Raw genomic sequence first — 20,614 nt, forward strand, 5'->3', positions numbered from 1 at the left:
ATGCCTAAGCAAAGCCTTCCGGCTGACCCAGCATACCCCGTGTCACCAGCACCACACCCTTGGCCGTTACCCGATAACCGTTGGCTTTATCTTGCTCATGATCGACACCAATTTCAGACCCGTCTGGAATGTGACAGCCGCGGTCAAGAATGGCTTTGCGAATTTTACAACGCTGACCCACAGTCACATTGGGCAACAAGATAGATTCCTCTATATCTGTGTAGCTATCGACCCGGACATTCGAGAACAGCAGGGACTTTCGCAATTTGGCCCCAGATACAATACAGCCACTGGATACTGTTGAATCAACCGCAATGCCCCGACGATCGTCGTCATCAAACAGAAACTTGGCCGACGGCAACTGCGATTGATAAGTCCATATAGGCCAACTCGCATCGTACAGATTAAACGCAGGCTGTGGTGAAACCAGTTCCATATTCGCCTCCCAATAAGAATCCAGAGTCCCCACATCCCGCCAGTAAGGTCGCCCTTTGGTTCGCGGATCGCGAAAAGGAGAGGCGTACACCTTGTGACTTTTAATAATGGAGGGAATAATATCCGCACCAAAATCAGAGTTTGAATCCGGATTTCCCGCATCCTTTAGCAACTGCTCGAACAAAAATTCGGTGTTGAATATATAGTTGCCCATGGAGGCCAGCGTCAGCCCACTCTCACCGGGTATCGGTGTTGGATGCTCGGGTTTTTCATCGAAGGCTATCACCCGCCCCTCTTCGTCAACGCTGATCACACCAAAGGCGCCGGCAGCCTCCTCAATAGGAACCTCCAGACAAGAGACCGTCATATCGGCGCCTCTATCCACATGTTGCGCGAGCATGTCACCGTAGTCCATTTGGTAAATATGGTCGCCAGACAATATCATCACGTACTTGGGATTCTCCGCGCGGATTATGTCCATATTTTGGTAGACCGCATCGGCGGTACCCTGATACCAGTCATCCGAATACCGTTGGGATGCTGGTAGAATTTCGATAAATTCTCCCAGCTCTTTCTTGAAGTGGCTCCATCCCTGCATCAGGTGGCGCAGCAGGGAATGCGACTTGTACTGGGTAAGCACGCCCACTCTGCGAATACCGGAATTGATACAGTTCGAAAGGGGAAAATCAATAATGCGGTACTTGCCACCAAAGTACAGGGCGGGCTTCGCCCGCCAATCGGTCAGCTCGTAAAGCCTGGACCCCCTCCCTCCCGCCAATATCAAGGCAAGTGTGTCTTTTGTTAAACGACTTACATAGCGAGGGCTCTCATTCATTTTTTCATTGGACTTTGTATCATCCATGGTGAATTCCTCGTGTTATGCCGGGTTGAAATAGTGGATATTGAGGAATCAGCACAATCCCCATATTTCTTTACTATAGTCTCGAATCGTTCTGTCACTCGAAAAGCGACCGCTGGCCGCCGTGTTGTAAATACTCATACGGGTCCAGGCTTGCGTGTCCTGATAGGCCGTGGACACAGCCTGCTGAGCATTGATGTAGCCACGAAAATCTGCCGCGGTCATCCAGGCATCGTCGCAACTGCGAATGGAGGCGACCACGGAATCAAAGATACCGGGCTCAAACAAATTGAAATGTCCGCTTTCCAATAATTGCATCACCCGTGAAAAATCCGCGTCATCAGCGATAATGGCATCCGGGTTATAGCTTTGCCGTGCGGCCTGGACTTCGTGCGCCTCAAGACCAAAGAGGAAAAAGTTTTCCGGTCCCACCGCCTCACGAATTTCAATATTGGCGCCATCGAGTGTGCCAATGGTGAGGGCGCCATTCATCATAAACTTCATGTTGCCGGTACCTGATGCCTCCTTGCCCGCCGTTGAGATCTGCTCGGACAAATCGGTGCCCGGACAAATCACTTCCATGGAAGTGACTCGATAGTTAGGTAAAAAAGCCACCCGTAACCAGGGCTGCATGCGCCTATCCTTGTTGATCACTGCCGCTACATTGTTAATCAGCTTGATGATAGTCTTTGCCATGACGTAGCCTGGCGCTGCCTTTCCACCGATCAGCACACAGCGGGGTTGCATGCCCTTCACATCACCCCGGACAACCCGGTCATACAAATGAATGATATGCAGTACGTTGAGTAACTGCCGTTTATACTCATGAATACGTTTCACCTGGACGTCAAACAGCATGTCCGGATCAAACCGGACGCCGCAATCTCGTTCAACAAGCCCTGCCAGTCGCGCTTTATTGGCTTGCTTGACAGCCCGCCAGCGCAGTCGAAACGCCTCGTCATCGGCAAATAGCCGCAGCCGTGCGATTTCATCCAGGTCCCGTATCCAATTTTGGCCGATCACCTCTGTTATCAATTCGCTTAAACCGGGATTCGACAGGGCCAGCCAGCGCCTGGGCGTTACACCATTGGTTTTGTTATTGAATTTTTCTGGCCACAGTTGATAGAACTCGTGGAACAAGCCCTCTATTAACAACTGGGTGTGCAGGGCCGCCACGCCGTTGACAGAATGGCTGCCAACAATGGCGAGATAGGCCATTCTGACCTGTGGATGATCACCTTCCTCGATGATTGACAGTCTTTGCTGGCGCGCTCTGTCTCCGGGCCAGCGCTCGGCCAACAGGGTGAGAAATCGAGCGTTGATCTCGTAGATAATGTCGAGCAGCCGGGGCAGTAATTCCTTGAAAAGCCCTACCGACCATCTTTCCAAAGCCTCGGGTAACAAGGTGTGATTGGTATAGGCCATGGTACTGCTGGTAATTTTCCATGCCTGCTCCCAGTTCAGCAGATAATCGTCCATTAGCAAACGCATCAATTCAGCAACTGCGATGGACGGATGCGTATCGTTCAATTGGAAACAATTGTTCTCCCCAAACTCACTGAAATCCTCTCCATGATTTTTTACCCAACGATGCAAAACATCTTGCAGACTGGCAGAGGCAAGAAAATACTGTTGCCGCAAACGCAGCTCCTTACCGTTTTCACTGGCGTCATTGGGGTACAACACCATGGTGATTTGTTCCGCGAGATTCTTCGCGGCGACGGCCTCGGTATAACTGCCCGCATTGAAATCTTCGAGATTAAATTCATCGGTGGCTGCAGATTTCCACAAACGCAGCGTATTTACGGTTTCATTGCGATACCCCGGCACCGGCACATCGTAGGGCACGGCCAACACGTCCTGCGTATCTATCCAGCGCGAATGCTGACGATTAGCCTGGTCCCGGTAATACTCACTGTGACCAAAAAACTTTACCCGCACGGTATTTTCTGGAGATTCGACTTCCCAGTGACTGCCATCTCGCAACCAGTTATCTGGGCATTCCACCTGATGACCGTCAACTATTTTCTGATTAAACATGCCGTATTCGTAGCGAATACCATAACCGGTTACCGGCAACTGCAGGCTAGCGCAACTATCGAGAAAACAGGCGGCGAGTCGGCCCAAACCACCATTGCCCAAGCCCGCGTCCAGCTCCTCCTGCACCACCTCTTCCAGTGTGCAGCCGTAGCTGCTTAAGGCCTGGCGAACCGGTTGTTCAAGGTCCAGATTGTTGACCGCATTGCTCAGCGCGCGACCCATCAGAAATTCCATGGATAGGTAACTCACACGTTTGGGACGCTCGGCCCGATAGCGGTCGCGAGTCGCGCGCCATCGTTCTATGAGGCGATCCTGCACTGTGAGAGCTAAGGCATCAAATAGGTAGCCGTGCGATTCATTGCCCTCGTCGCGACCCAGTGTCAAACTCACGTGCCGGTTAAGATCCTCGGCCACCTTTTGTTCATCCATACCCAAGGGCTCTACCTGAGCGTTGCTGACTTTTATGCGATTAATCATTGCTTGTGCCCTGTGCAAACCTGATGTCTTTATTACAACCTAGAATCGCCACTGAGCGCTCGTCAATATTCAGCTTTTCGCCGGAAGCGGCTGAGGGGCGCTCTGGTATGCCGCGTTCCCGACTGGTATCTGCAAGCCAGCGCCAACAAAGTGCCGACTCCCCTGATTCTGCCTGATAGTCCGGAAGCTGAAATTCCTGCTGCTGAGTACTGTTATTAAATATGACCAGCAAAGTCACACGCGACTGCTCGTCGTGGGGCCCCGTTAGCAGGTAGCCCAGTAAAAAACTGTGGTGCTCTTGCCAATGTTCTTCGCGCATTTCCAGCCCATCGCTGTTGAGCCACTTTATATCGTAGCTCTCCGGTCGATGAGGCGGATGAATATAGCTGGGATGGCTCAAAATCCGGTAGTCTGCGCGCAGTTTGAGTAACAAGGTCACAAATGCGTTGAGATCTTCACTGTGTTTCCCTAACGAGGGCCAATCGATCCAGTTCAGCTCATTGTCCTGACAGTAGGCATTGTTATTGCCTTGCTGGCTGCGCCCCAGCTCATCGCCCGCAAGAATCATTGGCGTTCCCTGGGAGACCAGCAATGTGGCTAGCAGGTTCCGTTGTTGACGACGCCTCGCTGTCGCTATCGCCGCATCATCAGTCGGACCTTCCACACCAAAATTTTCGCTAAGATTTTCTCGATGACCGTCGTTGTTGTTTTCACCATTGGCCGAATTGTGCCGTTGCTGATAGCTCACTAAATCACGTAGGGTAAAGCCATCGTGGCTGGTGATGAAATTAACGCTGGCGTACGGACGGCGACCCGAGCGCTCAAAAATATCGCCCGAGCCGTGCAAGCGTCGTGCGAGTGTCGGTAGCTGTCCAGGCTCCCGCCGCCAGAAGCGACGCACAGTATCGCGGTAGTCATCATTCCACTCGCTCCAGGGCGCGGGGAAGTTGCCTAACTGGTAGCCGCCGGGACCGATATCCCACGGTTCGGCAATCAATTTTATTCGCGACAGCTGGGGATCCTGGGCAATTGCCTGGAAGAAACTGGCCCGTGGGTTAAAACCCTTGGGTTCACGCCCCATCACCGGCGCCAAATCAAATCGGAAACCGTCCACACCCATGTCGCTGGACCAATAGCGCAAACTGTCCATCACCAATTGCAGCACCCTGGGATGACTCACGTTAAGCGTATTTCCGCAGCCGGTATCATTGACGTAGTAGCGGGGGTTCTCCGCCTGCAGTCGATAATAGGAGGCATTATCAATGCCACGGAAACTCATAGTGGGGCCGAGGCGATTACTCTCACTGGTATGGTTGTAAACAACATCCAGCAGAACCTCGAGACCGGCTTGGTGAAAGTTATCAACCATATGCCTGAATTCTGCCGCATCATTTTCATTCAGATACGCCGTGTGCGGTGCAAAAAAACTTGACGTGTTATAACCCCAGTAATTGCGCAGGCCCTTCTCGTAAACGAAATGTTCATCGCTAAACGCCTGCACCGGCAAGAGTTCGACACTGGTGATACCAAGGGCTTTGAGATAGGCAATAATTTTCGGGTGACCTAGCCCGGCAAACTTTCCGCGCGCAAGTTCCGGGACATCGGGATGCTGTAAGGTGAATCCACGCACGTGGGTTTCATAAATTACCGTCTGGCTCCAGGAAACATCCGGCTTCTTGGGTCGGGTATCATCTGCAAAAACTGACGGCGCTGTGACCACACACTTTGGCATAAAGGGCGCATTATCACGGGTATCAAAAGAGAGATCTTCCTCGGGGTCATCGCGGCGATAGCCAAAGTGGGCATCATTCCAGCGGAACTCTCCGATCAACTGGCGGGCATAGGGGTCGAGCAACAATTTGTGATGATTAAAACGATGTCCTGCCTGGGGGTTGTAGGGTCCGTATACGCGATAACCATACACGGCGCCCGGATCGAGTCCGGACAGATAGCCATGCCAAACCTCGTGGTTTTTTTCCGGCAGCGTATATCGGGCTGTTTCCGTTTGTCCTGTGACATCATACAGACACAACTCGACCGCCTCGGCATGGGCTGAAAACAACGCGAAGTTGACGCCCTCCCCGTCCCAGTGCGCACCCAAAGTGTGGTGATGGCCAGATAGCATCCGAGTCGTCATTTTCAAGGAGCCTGCCAACTGAAAATAACCGTCGCCAGCGGCGGAATGCTGGCCGTCAGATGGCAGGGCTGGCCATGACAAGCTTCGTCAACAGCCAACAAGCTACCCCTATTGCCTATGTTGCTGCCGCCATAATGTTGGCTGTCAGTATTGAGTCGCTCCCGATAATGACCAGATAACGGCACGCCTAACTTATAGTCTGAGTAGACCGTCGGTGTCAGATTGACGACCACCAGCACCGGTGCCGCACCCGCCTCGTCCTTGCGCAAATAAACCAGCACTGACTGCTGGGCATTTTCAGATTCAACCCACTCAAACCCACGGCCATCACAGTCCAGCTCATGCAGCGCAGGCAGCTCCCGATACACGTGATTCAAATCCCGAATCAGATTACGCACGCCACTGTGCATGGGGTCGTCGAGCAGATGCCAGTCCAGACTCTGGTCGTGGTTCCACTCCTGACGCTGAGCGAACTCGCCGCCCATAAACAGAAGCTTCTTGCCGGGATGGGTCCACATAAAACCATAAAAGGCGCGCAGATTCGCAAATTTCTGCCAGTCGTCACCAGGCATTTTATGCAGTAGCGAACCCTTGCCGTGAACCACCTCGTCGTGGCTCAGGGGCAGTATAAAATTTTCGCTGAAGCTGTAGGCCAGGCTAAAGGTCATTTCGTGATGATGGTATTGGCGGTGAACCGGGTCCCGTTCCATGTAACGTAAAGAGTCGTTCATCCACCCCATATTCCATTTAAAGCCGAAGCCCAGGCCACCTTGCTCAATGGGCCGTGAGACTCCGGGCCAGGCGGTTGACTCCTCGGCTATCATCATGCCCCCAGGGTGATTGAAGTAAACACGGCTATTCACCTGTTTGAGAAATTCGATCGCCTCCAGATTTTCGCGCCCGCCGTGTACATTGGGGAGCCACTCGCCTTCTTCGCGGCTGTAATCCAGATACAACATAGAGGCGACCGCGTCGACTCGCAATCCGTCGATATGGAACTGTTCCAGCCAATACATTGCGTTGCTCAATAAATAGCTGACCACTTCGCCCCGACCATAGTTGTAGATCAGGGTGTTCCAGTCGGGATGAAACCCCTTGCGGATATCTTCGTGTTCGTACGCGCAGCTGCCGTCCAGGCGGCCAATACCGTGTTCATCCGTAGGGAAATGCCCCGGGACCCAATCTACCAGTACTGCGATTCCCTCGCGGTGGCAACGATCAACAAAAAACCTGAAATCGTCCGGAGTACCAAAACGACTGGTCGGGGCGTATAAACCTATCGGCTGGTATCCCCAGGAACCATCAAAGGGATATTCCGACACTGGCATCAGTTGAATATGGGTAAACCCCAGATCAATAACATAGGGTACGAGCTGTTCAGCCAGTTCCCGATAAGACACATACTCACCGCCTCGTTCGACACTGCGCCGCCAGGACCCAAGATGTACCTCGTAGATCGAAACCGCTTGGCGATAGTGATTACTGGTGGTTTTTCGAGCGTCCATCCAGGAATCATCCTGCCACTTGTAGGGCTGGGTTGCGGGTATTATGGATGCTGTATTCGGTGAGCCCTGCATGGCATACGCCAAAGGGTCCGCTTTTAGCGGTAGAATTTCACCGCTGCGGGTTGCGATCTCAAATTTATAGACCTGACCCTGACTAACACCCGGGAGAAATATTTCCCACAGGCCCGATGCCGGATGTTTGCGCATGACGTGACGACGTCCGTCCCAGCCATTAAAGTCGCCCACGACCGAAACGCGTCCCGCGTCGGGCGCCCATATTACAAATGACGTTCCGTCCACGCCATCAATCTGCCTGGGGTGCGCTCCCATCCATTGGTACAGTCGCTCCTGCGTACCTTCACCGAACAGATACACGTCGTCATCGTTCAACAGCGACGGAAATCGGTACGGGTCTTCCATTACCACAGTGTCGTTTCCAAAATCGACTCTGAGGTGGTAGGCAAAGGGTTTCCGCCTGCGTCCCAGTGGTCCTTCAAAAAGGCCGACCTCATCGACCAACGCGAGAGACGCTACCTTTTTATTATCCTTACTGGCTATGACATCAACACCGGCGGCGCCGGGCAGGAATACTCTGGCAATGAGCCCCTTCCCGGTGGGATGCTCATGCATTCCCAGTCTCGAGAATACATCGTCACAGCGCGCCGTAAGAATCGCATCAATTTCCTCGTTGTTTAACAGGCTAATCGCTCGGCTGTTCATTGCTTTCTTTCCCGATAGGTAGACGCCAACAGCGCCAGGATTTGGGAGTCTTTAAACAGAGCCTTGGTCTCAATCGCCTGCTTTCTGCGCCAGTTGGGATACTCTCGGTGGGTTCCCGGTATATTTACCGGCGCTTCCAGCAGCTGCAGGTCATCCAGCTGGAACAGCATTATCCGCGATCGGCTGCGCGCGCAAGCCCTGAGGATGGCTCCGCACAAGCTGATATCGAAGGGCTGTTCATCTCTGGATTGCGCATTGTCAGTAAGCCAACTCTCAGGCAACAACTCCTGCGCATGCAGCCAAGATAACAGTCTGGTTTTATCTGCTCTTCGCTGTCGTAACAGATCGGGTAGCTCATTGACCGTGTCCACTAAACCCATTGCACCGCGCAGGCTCAAATCTGCCAGGTTCCACCAACCCGCCAGAGTTGCAACGTCATGGTTGGTCACCATTAACATAGCGTCAACCTGGTGATCTTGCGGTGGTTTGAACTGTCGATCGTGGGTTGTCTCAAAATAAAAGACCTTGTTGCCGTAAACAGCGGTCGCCGCCATTCTGGAGCGCAGCTCCTGTGGCACAACACCCAGATCCTCACCAATTACCAGACAATCGTTGCGGTGGCTCTCCAGACATAAAATCGCTAACAAATCTTCAAAAGGATAGTACACATAGGCGCCTCCAGCGAGCCCGGGCAGACACCACCACAAACGCAACAACCCCATGACATGATCGATGCGGATTGCACCGACGCAGGACATATTGGCCGCCAGCAGTTCTATAAAGTGCCGGTAGTTATCTCGCTGTAACGCAATTGGATCCGGGGCGGGCAAATTCCAGTTTTGACCTTGCGGTGCGAAGGGGTCCGGCGGCGCACCAATCGTAGCCGCGTCACAAAACAGCTCGGCGTTGCCCTGAACTTCCGCTCCTTCTTTAACTGCACCCACAGCCAGGTCACCCATCAGACCCACGCTCATGCCACACTCCAGCGCGAGGGTTTGGCACTGCTGCAACTGCTGCCGGGCAAGCCATTGCAGGTATTGGTGAAAACGTGGATCAGTCGAAGTGGCGCGGCTCACACCGAGGGATTGAAGATCGTGCCGGGATTCGTGCTGAGTAAATCTTGTCAGTGGATCATCGCGCTGCTGCACAAAAAGATCGAACGCTTGCGCCCGCTCCGTACGCCGCTCTATCTCCTGCGCAACAAAGTGCTGAAACAGCGCTTCGTAAACCGGGTACTTGAGCTCGGCCACACCCCGGTAGTCGACGTGTGTCAGGCCCCGTAAAGCTGCCAGTTTTTTCTGGCAGGCGGGGCTGCGAAACTGCGAGATTACTGTCTGACATTCCCAAAACTCCGGAATCCGTTCCGGGTCCAAATACAGTGGATTGAGAAAACAGCGGTCGGAGGGGCTGTAAGGACTGGAGAAATCCTCTGCGGACATATCGAGCGCATGCAGCGGATTCAGCGCCACTACATCCATGCCAACGCTGGCACTGCTGGCGATCAACTCCATTAAGTCACTGAAATCGCCAATGCCCCAATTGCGTTCGGAACGCAGTGTATAAAGCTGACAATTGATTCCCCACAAGCGGTCTGAATGACCGTTGCCGATCTCGAAACACTTCGGCGGAACAGCAGCCAGGACAGCCTGCTCCTTTCGAGAGGCGTTCGACAGTACGATCTGATGATAACCAAGCGGCAGACCTGCGAGAGGGTATCGGTGAGCACGGTAACGAATACCGTCAATATAGTATTCGCCAACTTCGGGTAATTCCGCAGGCGTCAGCTCGCCTTCGAGTAGTTCACCCGCTTCTGTGGTGATCTGATAGGAAATTGATGTCGATCTCTCCTCTGGGTGTACTCGAATGTCGACATATTCCGATTCCCCGGAACGCAAAATATTGAACGTTTTAAGCCAGCTCTTCCAGGGCAGTGCGTCCAATTCATACACGGCCTGCGCGACAGCTTCATCATTTGTTACATCGTATCCAACCGCCTCCAGAAGTTTGACTCTAGTCTCGTGAGGAACAACTATTCGCTCCGCGGAGTAGTTGAGATAATCTGCGGATACGCCTCTAAAATAGAACAGTTTTTCCAGGTTATTCATTGCCTGTTCCAGTATTCGCCAGTGTTGAACTGGTGGCGACCCTCTTGTGCCAGCATCCAATTGCACCTTAGGAGCCGTGAATACTGCAGAGACCAAACCTTGAATGTAATCAGATCAGATTCAGATGCGGCAATCTCAAGACTGGAACGCATTGAGTCTGTCCAGCAATCCTCTGGTTGAAGGATCCAGTTCAGCCGTTCCAGATTCTGCGTCTAACATGTTCCGGGCCAGCTCCTTGCCCAGTTCGACACCCCATTGGTCGAACGAATTGATGTTCCACAGACAACCCTGAACAAACACTTTATGTTCGTAAAGCGCCAACAGCGCACCGAACGTGCTGGGTGTCAGCTTATCCATAAGCAGCGTGTTTGAGGGTTTGTTTCCCTCATAGTTCCGATAAGGGCGGCGTTCCGAATCCTGCTTCCCTAGCATCAGGGCAGCAGATTGGGCGAACATGTTCACCAGCAATATCCGGTGATGTTCAGGTGAGCTGAGGTCATCGCCCAGCAACCCGATAAAGTCCACGGGGATGACGTGGGTGCCCTGGTGTAGAAGCTGAAAGAAACTGTGTTGCGCTTCGGTGCCCGGCTGCCCCCAAATAACAGGCCCAGTGGAGTAACTCACCTGCCTGCCATCCAATGTCACGCTCTTACCGTTACTCTCCATATCAAGCTGCTGTATATAGGACGGTAAGTTAAACAGCCGTTCACAGTAGGGAATGACTGCGTGGCTTTCCGCATTTAAAAAATTCCCATACCAGATGCCCAATACCCCCAGAATGATGGGCATATTGTCAGCAGCAGGTGACTCCCGGAAATGAATATCCATCTGTTGGGCGCCGTCGAGCATTTGCGCGAAGTTCTCGTAACCAATGGAGATCGCGATCGACAAGCCGATGGTTGACCAAAGAGAATATCTACCGCCAACCCAATCCCAGAATTCAAGAATATTACTCTCGTTGATTCCCAGCTTTGCCGCTTCTTTCGGTGACGTCGTCACACCGATAAAGTGAGGAGACTGATAAACATTCGTTATCTTAAGTTGGTTCTCAAACCAACTGGCTGCGGCTTTTGCGTTCAGCAACGTTTCCTGAGTAGTAAATGTCTTACTGGAAATAATAACCAGCGTCGTCTGCGCGTCCAGTGATTTCAACGTACTGTTGATCGACTCACCATCGACATTGGAGACGAAATGGCAATGGATCCGCTCGTGTGCAAATTCCTTTAGGGCTTCGCAGGCAAGTTTTGGCCCAAGATCCGACCCACCAATACCGATATTTACAATATCGGTAATGGGCTTTCCCGTCGAACCCAACCAACTGCCGGAACGAATCTGGTCACTAAACTGCCTGATTCGTTTTTTTTGTTCGGTGATTTTTTCGCTAATGTCATCGAGCCCGTCTTTGGACAACTGCGCAGGACTCGCCCTTAGTGCGCAGTGTAAAACCGGGCGCCCCTCCGTGGTGTTGATATTTGCCCCTTGGAACAGATTGTCACGGCGGGCATAAAGCGGGGATTCGTCCACAATTTGCAACAGGTATTTCATCACCTCATCGGTGACAAGGTTCTTGGAATAATCAAGGAAAAGCCCAGCAGCTTCCTGGCTATATCTACCCGTTCTTCCGGGATCCTTGGCAAGCAGATCCGAGATTCTAGTATTGCGGACACTCTTCGCCAACTCGTGCAATCTCGTCCAAGATTCCAGTTCTGCTAAATTGTAATCCAGTGTGGTCATATCTGCGCCTTCCATAATTTGCTAAACAAGCCAGCCACTGTGCTTTTCAGTATAGCAAACACATCAACAACTGCAGGGCGTCGAAAAACAATGTTCCAACTGACTTGGGACTGATACGCCCACCGGATGCTGCCAACTATGCTCTCGATATAGGGATTCAGAATGGCACATACATACCTGATCCGGAATGTATCCGCGGGTACAGTGAAGAAATCCACGGAGGCCAGATCGGCTGCATGGTTTGCCAGGAAGGTTTTCAAGGTTTGTGAGGGAGGCTTTCGATGGCGGCCAAATGGCGGGCGCTTTTGAGCTGCTGAACTCCAACAATCTGGTGTACTCGCGCAAGGTGCGCGAGTACCTTCTGGGCGAACGCTAACCCCTCGGTTTAAGGCTCCGGAACAGCCTTTCTATTGGAGTATCCCAGCAATTTCCTCGACGGCTCATGCTCCGATCCATTTGATGAACAGCCGGTTAACCTCGGCTCTCAAAGCCAATCGCTCAGCATCGATGGTGTTGCGCCGCTGGCGAACAAGGTTTACCGATGGTATATGACCGCGTCGGAAAACCGCTGAGTGACAGCGCGTTTCAGAATCGCTGGCGATCTGCTGTGATGACCCGAGCGCTTGAAAGCACAAATCTGGTGAGCGGTTTACCGAGCACGACTTGAGGGCTAAACACGCAACTGACGTGGATGCCGCGGGCGGCGATGCTACAGCAAACCTTTTGCACGATGACAAGCGCACAACGGATGGTTATTTGAGGGAAAAGAAAACTGTGACTAATTAAGCCGTGGAATCGGAAAAGTCAGAATTATAATATACAACTCTATATTATATAGAATGTACAAGAATTTTAGAGGCATGCTCACAGCTTAGAGAAGATCTCTCAACTGCCTGTACTTAAAGACTGCCTGTACTTAAAGAAAAAATGGCGGTGGGCCAGGGATTCGAACCCCGGGTACGCTACCAACGTACGGCGGTTTTCAAGACCGTCGGATATTATTAAATATTTATCATTAAATTCATGTATTTAGATAATTATCTGTATATTTAGCTTCGCGCTGACAAAGCTTCTAACATATTGTTTTGTATAAAAGTAAACCAGCCATAATATACAATTTTTTCAGAAAAATAGGAAATGGATTACCCAAAAAGAAATGGGCTCGAGAACCGCTGTACCTCCCACCTCCGAACATTACTATTTTTAACGAGACTTACATGTCTCATGCCAACAAGTGGATGTTAACCATCTTAAAAGATGTAGTGATCAACTAATCTCGGACAGTATTTTAAGGCTTTCCTCAACCGCAATAAACGGAAAACTTCAATCAGCGGTGCAACTGCAACAAGGCTTTTTACACCTTCCTCTCCTTACGGCGACCCAACCGCACTCCATGGACCTAGACTAAGGTCTAATATTAACACTTGGGGTACCAATGGTCTCATTTGGTATACCAAATAATAAAAAGGAAATACCATGGATCTCATGCAACAGTTTGTTGGTGAGCATATTGCACGCCTGGATTCGCTGGCACCCCACCTTGAGGGTACCGGGCTTTCCGTGACTACCTGGTCCACGCGCTTCCTTGAGCAGCCTGTAGTCCTTGTGCAGTCTGAAGATACTCCCAATAAAGGCGCGCTCGGCGCAGTCGAGATTGACCTGATCTGCTCCGCTTTCGCCTACGCCGCTGAAAAGCACTGGCCAGTTGTTCTATACCTGAACTCTTCTGGTGCACGGCTCAACGAGGGGGATGGGATTCAGGCCTCATTCCGAAAGCTTTTGAACGCTGCCCTTGCCTTCCGGTCCGAAGGTCACCGCATCGTAGTGTTAATGGGCAAAAACGTATTTGGCGGCGCCAGCCTGCTGGCAATGAGCGGACACACACGCATTTACAGCGAAGCCACCCGCGTTTCCATGACAGGCCCCCGGGTACTGGAGGGGCAGCCTGAAAATCAACCCCACGACATCCGCGCGATCATTGCCGCAAAAAGCCGTGCTCGAAACGACGCTTTCGGTGTGTGGGCGGAGAGCTTGGACGACGTTAAGGAGCACCTGCATCAGGCGCTCTCGAACCGGGATTCCGCGCCTGGGGGAGCAGAGCTGGTGAAAGCGTCGAATCTGCTTTTCGCCTCCTCCCGAGTACAGGTAAGCCAATCCGGCATTAGCTGCATAGACACTCAGCCGCCCCATATCAACGATCTCCTGGCACTTATCTTGGCGGTGGCTAAATGGGATAGCTCGGTAGAGCTGGTAATTACCTGTGAATGGCTCTGTCACAGCCTCGATGCCGCTGACGAAAACGCATACCAAAGTTATTGGCTCTTTACGGTGTCTGAAACCATCTACCGCAAGCAAAAAGAGGGCTGCCAGATCACCTGTCACTTTGCCAAGGATGTTTCGGGGGGGCTCTACATAGCGCTCGCTGCCGCGGTAACAGAGGTCACGGCGGCCTCAGGTGTAGGTGTGCAGGCTTTGCCTTATGGAATTGTCGATCAAATTGTCACATCGGCAACGGCCCGGAAAAAAGAAATTGAGCTCATTGAGCTGAAAATAATTGATCGAATCGAAGGACATCAATAATGAACAAGAACTTCTTTAATAAAATCCTTGAATCCGCCATTCAAGCCGGTGCAAAGCCTTTCCTGGTGAACCAGTCCGGGGAGGAGTACTCCTACAACGACCTACTGGAAATAACCGCAAGGTTTGCCGAAAACCTTCGGCTGCTTGGCGTCCAGCCGGGTGACCGGGTTGCTGCCCAGATCCATAAAAGCCAGCAAGGATTCTTCCTGTACCTGGCCACTTTACGGGCCGGCGCCATCTTTGTGCCTTTGAACACAGCCTATAAAGCCCGGGAAATTGAATATTTCCTGAGCGACAGCAAGCCTGCGGTAATTTTTTGCTCCGAGGCCAGCGCCAACGACAACCAGAAAGCGATTGAGGCCCATGTTAAGTTTGGCTCAGCAATTTTTGACGAGGCCGGCCATTGCGCCCTGCTGTCCACCGAAGTGGCTTGTGAGTCTGAGGCTGCGCCAGTGGAGCGAACGAGCTCTGATGTCGCCATTATTATTTACACCTCAGGAACCACCGGCCAGCCCAAGGGCGCGATGCTCACCCATGACAACCTCGCGTCGAACGGCCAATCACTCACAGACGGCTGGAAGTTTACGTCCTCCGACGTACTTCTCCATGCTCTGCCCATATTCCACGCCCATGGTTTGTTTATCTCGACCCACTGCGTGCTCCTGTCGCAGAGCAAAATGATTTTCCTAGAGAAGTTCGATGCCAATAAGGTGCTGGAAAAGCTGCCGGAAAGCACCGTGATGATGGGCGTACCCACCTTCTATACTCGCCTGTTGTCCACCCCCGGATTTGATAGAGACGTTACCCGCTCGGTGCGCCTGTTCATCTCCGGTTCTGCACCATTGCTTGAGGAATCCAGCCAGCAGTTCCTGGAGCGGACCGGCCACGTGATCCTTGAACGCTACGGCATGACAGAATCCGCAATCATCACCAGTAACCCTTACGACAAAGAACGCAAGATCGGCTCGGTTGGTCTGCCGATCAAAGGCGTTGAAGTCCGGGTGACAGCTGAAGATGGATCCGTGGCCACGATTGGAGAAGTGGGCGGGATCGAGATCAAGGGACCGGCAGTGATGAAGGGCTACTGGAACAAGCCCGAGAAGACCGCCGAAGAGTTCACCGGTGATGGCTGGTTTAAAACCGGTGATCTTGGACGGCTGGACGACGAAGGTTACCTCTATATTGTGGGCCGCGGTAAGGACCTCGTCATCTCCGGTGGCTACAACGTGTATCCCAAAGAAGTGGAATTGGTTATCGACACCGTGCCGGGTGTAAAAGAATCGGCCGTTATCGGCGTGCCCCATCCTGACTTTGGCGAAGCCGTTGTCGCCGTGGTGGTGTTGGACGCTCCTACCGAGCAGATCTCTGAAACAGTCATCAGCTTCTGCAAAGAAGACCTTGCCAGTTACAAAGTGCCGAAAGCCGTAAAAGTGGTTGATGAGTTGCCGCGCAACGCCATGGGCAAAGTTGTTAAGGCCCAGTTAAGGACGGATAACGCTGAACTCTTTAAGTGATGCCTCCGATAACACGCAAACAATAACGAGGTTTTTATGATTATAAAAACAATAGATAAGGCGGTAGGTAAAGTTGGAGACTTAAGTTTCCAGCTCTCCCTGCTGGTGACGGTCTTCCTTGTCATGGCGATTATCTGGGAAGTCGCCAACCGCTTTTTGTTCAGTACCTCCTCTGTCTGGGTGTCCGAGGTTTCCGGCTATCTGGTGGCATCCATCCTGTTCCTTGCCGCTGGCAGGGTGTACCGGGAAGGTGGTCACGTGAGCATGTCGATTTTTCTCGACATGCTCTCCGGCGCGCCCAAGTTTGCGTTGCTGGCACTGATTGATGTGCTGGTTCTGGGTCTCGCGCTCGTGGTCGGCTACGCCACCTACGATATGGCACTACTGTCATACCAGCTCAATTGGCGGTCATCGACCACTCTGGCAATGCCACTCTTTATTCCCCAAATGTTCATGCCGATTGGCGCTGCCGTTCTGGCCCTCGAGGCCATCAGGTTGCTCGTTCGTAACATCTGCGGTGTTTGCCGTGCAAGACAAGGAACACAGGCATGATGGTTCTAATTGTTATCGCATCCCTGCTGATCTTGCTCGCGCTGGGCACGCCAGTAGCATTTTCTTTGGGGATCTCAGCGTTGCTGGGCATAGTTTATATCGGAGGCTTTAGTGCTTCGCTTGCTGTGTCTGACATCATCTGGGGAACCGTCTCCGAGTTCGTTTTGGTCGCGATTCCCTTGTTTGTATTGATGAGCGAGATCATCAACAGTTCGGGCGTCGGCAAGGATCTTTTCCGGAGTGTGGATAAGTGGTTTGGCTGGCTGCCAGGTGGGCTGGCCATCAGCACCATCGTTGCCGGAGCCATCTTTGGCGCGGTCAGCGGAACCGCTGTCGGTGTTGCAGCAGTGATCGGTAGCGTAGCCATTCCCGAGATGATGAAGCGTAACTACAGCAATGAGATGTCTTCGGGGACGGTAGCCGCGTCCAGTGGCTTAGGCATGATCATCCCACCTAGCCTGCCGTTGATCATGTACGGCGTTGTTACCGAAACCTCGATTGCCGACCTGTTCTCGGGTGCTCTGATGCCCGGAATCGTCATCGTATTGATGATGTGCGCGTACGTTGCGTTTGTCTCACTGAAGGAGCGCAAGAAGCCGGGTTTCGTGCGTGTCGATTCGACCGCTGACGAGCGCAAGGACCTGAGCTTTGGCAAATCTCTGGCCCTTGCTGGTCCGGTTATCTTCCTGATTATTGTAGTGATTGGCAGTATCTATAACGGCATTGCTACCCCCACAGAAGCAGCCGCTATCGGCGTGTTCGGTGCCCTCGTGATTTCAGTGATGAAAGGCTCACTGTCCCTTAAAACCCTCTCGGTGGCGCTGGTTAAATCCACTAGGACCAACTGCATGCTGCTGGCTATCCTGGCCTTCGCCATGGTCTTCAGCTATGCCCTAAGCAATGCCCAAGTACCCCAGCACGTTGCGGAAATGGTTATCTCGGCGGAACTCAACAAGTGGACCTTCTTCATCATCGTGATGGTGATGCTTTTCTTCCTGGGCATGCTGCTCGATGCCATCTCCCTGGTGATCATTGCCGTGCCGATTATCTTTCCGGCAATGCTTGCCTACGGCTTTGACCCCATCTGGCTAGGTGTCGTGATCATGGTGAACATGTGCTTTGCAGTGATAACGCCGCCAGTCGGCCTATGCCTTTACGTTGTACGAGATAGTGTTGCCGGGCTAACCTTGTCCCAGGTTATCCGAGGCACCATCCCGTTCATCGTTCTGTACGCTTCAGCGATCGTCGTTCTATCAGTGTTCCCGTCGCTGACAGCGTTTTATTAAGTGATCGATCTACAAAAACAATGAGGATTAACTAATGACTCTAGGTAAACTTTTCTCACTCGTACTGCTGGCTTCGGCCATCTCTGTCTCGGCTAACGCGAAGGAAGTTATTCGGCTAGGCCACTATTTCCCGGCAGAAGATTTCCGCGGAAAAACGGCGCAATACTTTGCAGACTCCCTCGACTCCAAGGCTTTCGATGTGAAGGTATTCCCCTCCGAATCCCTTGTTAAAGGCCGGGACGGATTTATGGCCACGGCCAGGGGAACGGTGGATGTCTATAGCCTGTTTGGCGGCTACGCGGTCGGCAGTGTGGATCTGATGCGGATCTTCACGACCCCCTTCCCGCCCAAGTCGATGACCGATGCCAAGCTGCTGGAATTTGCCAACGACCCGCGCGTCCTCGAAATCCTGGATAAGCAGTTTGAAAGATCACAGGTCAAACTCCTGGGTTTTATAAACTCCTCCGGCGACACCACCGTGTTCATGTCCAACCAGGTTGAGGGCCTCAAGGGCTTCTCCGGCAAGCGGATTCGAGGTGTGGGCGGATACACCGATCCGGCACTGCAAGACCTTGGTGCCTCTGTGGTTTTCATGAGCGCGGCTGAGCAGTTCCTGCAGCTTCAAACCGGCGGCGTTGACGGTGTAATCACCACCAACTCCTCCTACGCCAACTTGGGTTTAGCGGCGGTTGCGCCGGCTCGTTTGGATCGCTCCATCGTCCGTACTCCCTATGCCCTGGTGATGAACCTGCGCAAATGGAATCGTTTGGATGAGTCTGAGCGTCAGGCGATTGAGGAGGGCGTTCAGAAAACCATCGACTGGTCCGCAGACAACTTTGCAGAGGAATCCAAACGCCTTGCTGGCCTGGTGGAAGCACAGTCCAAGTCCGTGATCGAGTTGAATAGCGAAGACGAGCAACGTATTAACGCACTGTCTGCGAAGTACTTGAGCGAGTTTTCCAAATCCTACGGCAAAGATGCAGATCTGTTGGTCGAGATCTTTAACGAATACAATAAGTAGTCACATTTTATGCCCCTTGGGATTTAGCCCAAGGGGCATATTCTCGCTTTGAGGGAATGGAGTTTCCGTTGGACAGAGATCAAATACAGAAAATCTTGGAAGAGCGACTTCTGGACCGCTTCTATGTTTCCGGTGATCGGCTGAACGAGCGAACCCTCGCAGCAGAGTTTGGTGTTTCTCGGACCCCGATCAGGGAGATCCTGGCCCGGCTGCAAAGCGGCGGATTAGTAGAGTACCGTGAGCGACGGGGGGTTTTCGTTAAGGAGGTTAGCCTCAGCTATGTGCTGTCGCTCCTGGAGATCCTGGCCGCATTAGAGTCGTCCTGCGCACGCTTGGCTGCGCGTTCTGGTAGCGTCGAAGACAAGCATAAGCTACTGACCCTGGCGAAGTTCACCATCGAGGGTGCAGCAACGGGTGTTGAAGAGTACTCGGAATCAAACATGCAGTTCCACGAACTGATGTACCAGATGTCGGGCAACGATGAGTTAGTGAGCACGGTCTACAGTGCGCGGAGAAAAGTAGCCCCTTATCGCCGACAGATCCACCGTGTTGCAGGGATGACCACCGAATCTGCGCAAGAGCACGTCGTTATTGCAGAGGCGATCATGCAGCGGAATGAAAAACTGGCGGCGGATTTGATGTTCCATCATCTGGACATGAGCCGTAGTGAATTCACCCCTTTTATTGCCTCATTGGGCAAAGTGTTTTCTTGAGTTTTGGCTTGTGTTTTTGAGTTTGCTTCACCAATGAGTGTTTCCGGCCGGTCTACTCGTCCTGGGGAGCTGTCGGAGATACGACTGGGTTAGGTGAAAGCGATTGCTGTTTCTGCATTTTTGTCCGGAAACCGTTCGATAAGCCTGCTCGACAATCAGTCTGTGCAGAATAATAGTGGCCTCATCAATGTGACTCTGCCAGCCATGTCACGACAACGGTAGTGAGCAGGGGCTTAACGGAATCACAACCACAGATCGATCGAGGATTAATCTAGGTGAGCATCGAAACCGGAGTGTTAAGCGCAATGGCCATCGGCATCATAGGAGGAGCCATACTAACTGGATGGTGCCTGTACTCACGCTATCAAGAAAAACGACATGGCGAATGACCCACGCCGATAACCTTTCTCAGAGTTCAATGTACGCACAGTAGGTTACCGTATGTACGATTTCGTACACCTCGACTGGTTACCCCCGCGCCCTATCGGCGCGAGTCGTTCTTTCTCCTCGTTCGGATACATTGTTCTTTATTTTTGTCACGCATTACGGAACCATTTTTACGTCTGCGTGTTGTCAATCGAACCGCTTGTAACTGAGTAATTTGGTCACTGTGCATTGGGAGCATCTTTGGCATTGGAGCCAGGGAGCCGCCCTATTTACAAATCCAAAACTTCAGGTACCGCAGTAATGGCTATCAAGAAAGAAAAGTTGCATGCCAACTTCACGTTGATCCCAAATTCCATTTTGAGAGATTCGCAATTACCGCTCGACACCATCCCCCTCTGGCAGGATAGTTGGCACTACTTAATTTTTAACCAGTTGGGCGGTTCAGGTGTTGATAGTGCCTCGTTATTCCGATGAACGTAAAGCCGCAGTGCTGGCAAAGTTATCGCCGCCCCACAGCATGACCGTAGCCGCTCTGGCACGAGATGAAGG

The 20,614-nt window shown here is 52.3% G+C and carries 12 protein-coding genes; 6 read left to right on the forward strand and 6 right to left on the reverse strand.

The features are described 5' to 3' along the window. Window positions 1-4: 4 nt before the first annotated feature. The 6 genes from glgC to pgi form a co-directional block, all read right to left on the reverse strand. Entirely contained in the window at window positions 5-1,297 is a 1,293-nt protein-coding gene (gene glgC / locus ACN0V1_RS13830) for a glucose-1-phosphate adenylyltransferase (protein ID WP_417545544.1), read from the reverse strand. A 48-nt stretch (window positions 1,298-1,345) separates the two neighbouring features. Next, window positions 1,346-3,811, reverse strand: coding sequence for a glycogen/starch/alpha-glucan phosphorylase (locus tag ACN0V1_RS13835; RefSeq protein WP_417545545.1), 2,466 nt, complete (start codon window positions 3,809-3,811; stop codon window positions 1,346-1,348). Next, window positions 3,804-5,948 carry a glycogen debranching protein GlgX gene (gene glgX / locus ACN0V1_RS13840; protein ID WP_417545546.1) on the reverse strand — a complete coding sequence of 715 codons (2,145 nt, stop codon included), beginning with the start codon at window positions 5,946-5,948 and terminating at the stop codon, window positions 3,804-3,806. Before glgX ends, ACN0V1_RS13835 begins: the two co-directional genes overlap by 8 nt. Window positions 5,949-5,950: 2 nt before the next feature. Then, window positions 5,951-8,173, reverse strand: coding sequence for a 1,4-alpha-glucan branching protein GlgB (gene glgB, locus ACN0V1_RS13845; protein ID WP_417545547.1), 2,223 nt, complete (start codon window positions 8,171-8,173; stop codon window positions 5,951-5,953). Next, window positions 8,170-10,278 carry a 4-alpha-glucanotransferase gene (malQ, locus tag ACN0V1_RS13850; RefSeq protein ID WP_417545548.1) on the reverse strand — a complete coding sequence of 703 codons (2,109 nt, stop codon included), beginning with the start codon at window positions 10,276-10,278 and terminating at the stop codon, window positions 8,170-8,172. Before malQ ends, glgB begins: the two co-directional genes overlap by 4 nt. A gap of 135 nt (window positions 10,279-10,413) precedes the next feature. Next, window positions 10,414-12,012, reverse strand: a complete 1,599-nt coding sequence (gene pgi, locus ACN0V1_RS13855) for a glucose-6-phosphate isomerase (RefSeq protein WP_417545549.1) — start codon at window positions 12,010-12,012, stop codon at window positions 10,414-10,416. A 1,476-nt stretch (window positions 12,013-13,488) separates the two neighbouring features. Here pgi and ACN0V1_RS13860 point away from each other — a divergent pair. From ACN0V1_RS13860 to ACN0V1_RS13885, 6 genes are all read left to right on the forward strand, one after another. After that, window positions 13,489-14,592 (forward strand): hypothetical protein, encoded by a 1,104-nt coding sequence (locus ACN0V1_RS13860; RefSeq protein ID WP_417545550.1) that lies wholly within the window; start codon window positions 13,489-13,491, stop codon window positions 14,590-14,592. Beyond that, window positions 14,592-16,106: an AMP-binding protein gene (locus ACN0V1_RS13865; RefSeq protein WP_417545551.1), complete on the forward strand. Its 1,515-nt coding sequence runs from the start codon at window positions 14,592-14,594 to the stop codon at window positions 16,104-16,106. The genes ACN0V1_RS13860 and ACN0V1_RS13865 overlap by 1 nt, the downstream gene beginning before the upstream one ends. 36 nt (window positions 16,107-16,142) lie before the next feature. Further along, window positions 16,143-16,658 (forward strand): TRAP transporter small permease subunit, encoded by a 516-nt coding sequence (locus ACN0V1_RS13870; RefSeq protein ID WP_417545552.1) that lies wholly within the window; start codon window positions 16,143-16,145, stop codon window positions 16,656-16,658. Further along, on the forward strand, window positions 16,655-17,944 hold the full coding sequence (locus tag ACN0V1_RS13875) for a TRAP transporter large permease (RefSeq protein WP_417545553.1): 1,290 nt from the start codon (window positions 16,655-16,657) through the stop codon (window positions 17,942-17,944). The genes ACN0V1_RS13870 and ACN0V1_RS13875 overlap by 4 nt, the downstream gene beginning before the upstream one ends. 34 nt (window positions 17,945-17,978) lie before the next feature. Beyond that, window positions 17,979-18,965 carry a TRAP transporter substrate-binding protein gene (locus ACN0V1_RS13880; RefSeq protein ID WP_417545554.1) on the forward strand — a complete coding sequence of 329 codons (987 nt, stop codon included), beginning with the start codon at window positions 17,979-17,981 and terminating at the stop codon, window positions 18,963-18,965. Between the two features lie 68 nt (window positions 18,966-19,033). Further along, entirely contained in the window at window positions 19,034-19,678 is a 645-nt protein-coding gene (locus ACN0V1_RS13885) for a GntR family transcriptional regulator (protein WP_417545555.1), read from the forward strand. Window positions 19,679-20,614 lie beyond the last annotated feature (936 nt).

The organism is Marinobacter sp., from assembly GCF_048266785.1.
GTDB lineage: Bacteria > Pseudomonadota > Gammaproteobacteria > Pseudomonadales > Oleiphilaceae > Marinobacter.

Excerpts from the sequence above, each read along its gene's own strand:
- glgC (WP_417545544.1), bottom strand. The coding sequence starts at position 1,297 with ATGGATGATACAAAGTCCAATGAAAAAATGAATGAGAGCCCTCGCTAT.
- ACN0V1_RS13835 (WP_417545545.1), bottom strand. The coding sequence starts at position 3,811 with ATGATTAATCGCATAAAAGTCAGCAACGCTCAGGTAGAGCCCTTGGGT.
- glgX (WP_417545546.1), bottom strand. The coding sequence starts at position 5,948 with ATGACGACTCGGATGCTATCTGGCCATCACCACACTTTGGGTGCGCAC.
- glgB (WP_417545547.1), bottom strand. The coding sequence starts at position 8,173 with ATGAACAGCCGAGCGATTAGCCTGTTAAACAACGAGGAAATTGATGCG.
- malQ (WP_417545548.1), bottom strand. The coding sequence starts at position 10,278 with ATGAATAACCTGGAAAAACTGTTCTATTTTAGAGGCGTATCCGCAGAT.
- pgi (WP_417545549.1), bottom strand. The coding sequence starts at position 12,012 with ATGACCACACTGGATTACAATTTAGCAGAACTGGAATCTTGGACGAGA.
- ACN0V1_RS13860 (WP_417545550.1), top strand. The coding sequence starts at position 13,489 with ATGGATCTCATGCAACAGTTTGTTGGTGAGCATATTGCACGCCTGGAT.
- ACN0V1_RS13865 (WP_417545551.1), top strand. The coding sequence starts at position 14,592 with ATGAACAAGAACTTCTTTAATAAAATCCTTGAATCCGCCATTCAAGCC.
- ACN0V1_RS13870 (WP_417545552.1), top strand. The coding sequence starts at position 16,143 with ATGATTATAAAAACAATAGATAAGGCGGTAGGTAAAGTTGGAGACTTA.
- ACN0V1_RS13875 (WP_417545553.1), top strand. The coding sequence starts at position 16,655 with ATGATGGTTCTAATTGTTATCGCATCCCTGCTGATCTTGCTCGCGCTG.
- ACN0V1_RS13880 (WP_417545554.1), top strand. The coding sequence starts at position 17,979 with ATGACTCTAGGTAAACTTTTCTCACTCGTACTGCTGGCTTCGGCCATC.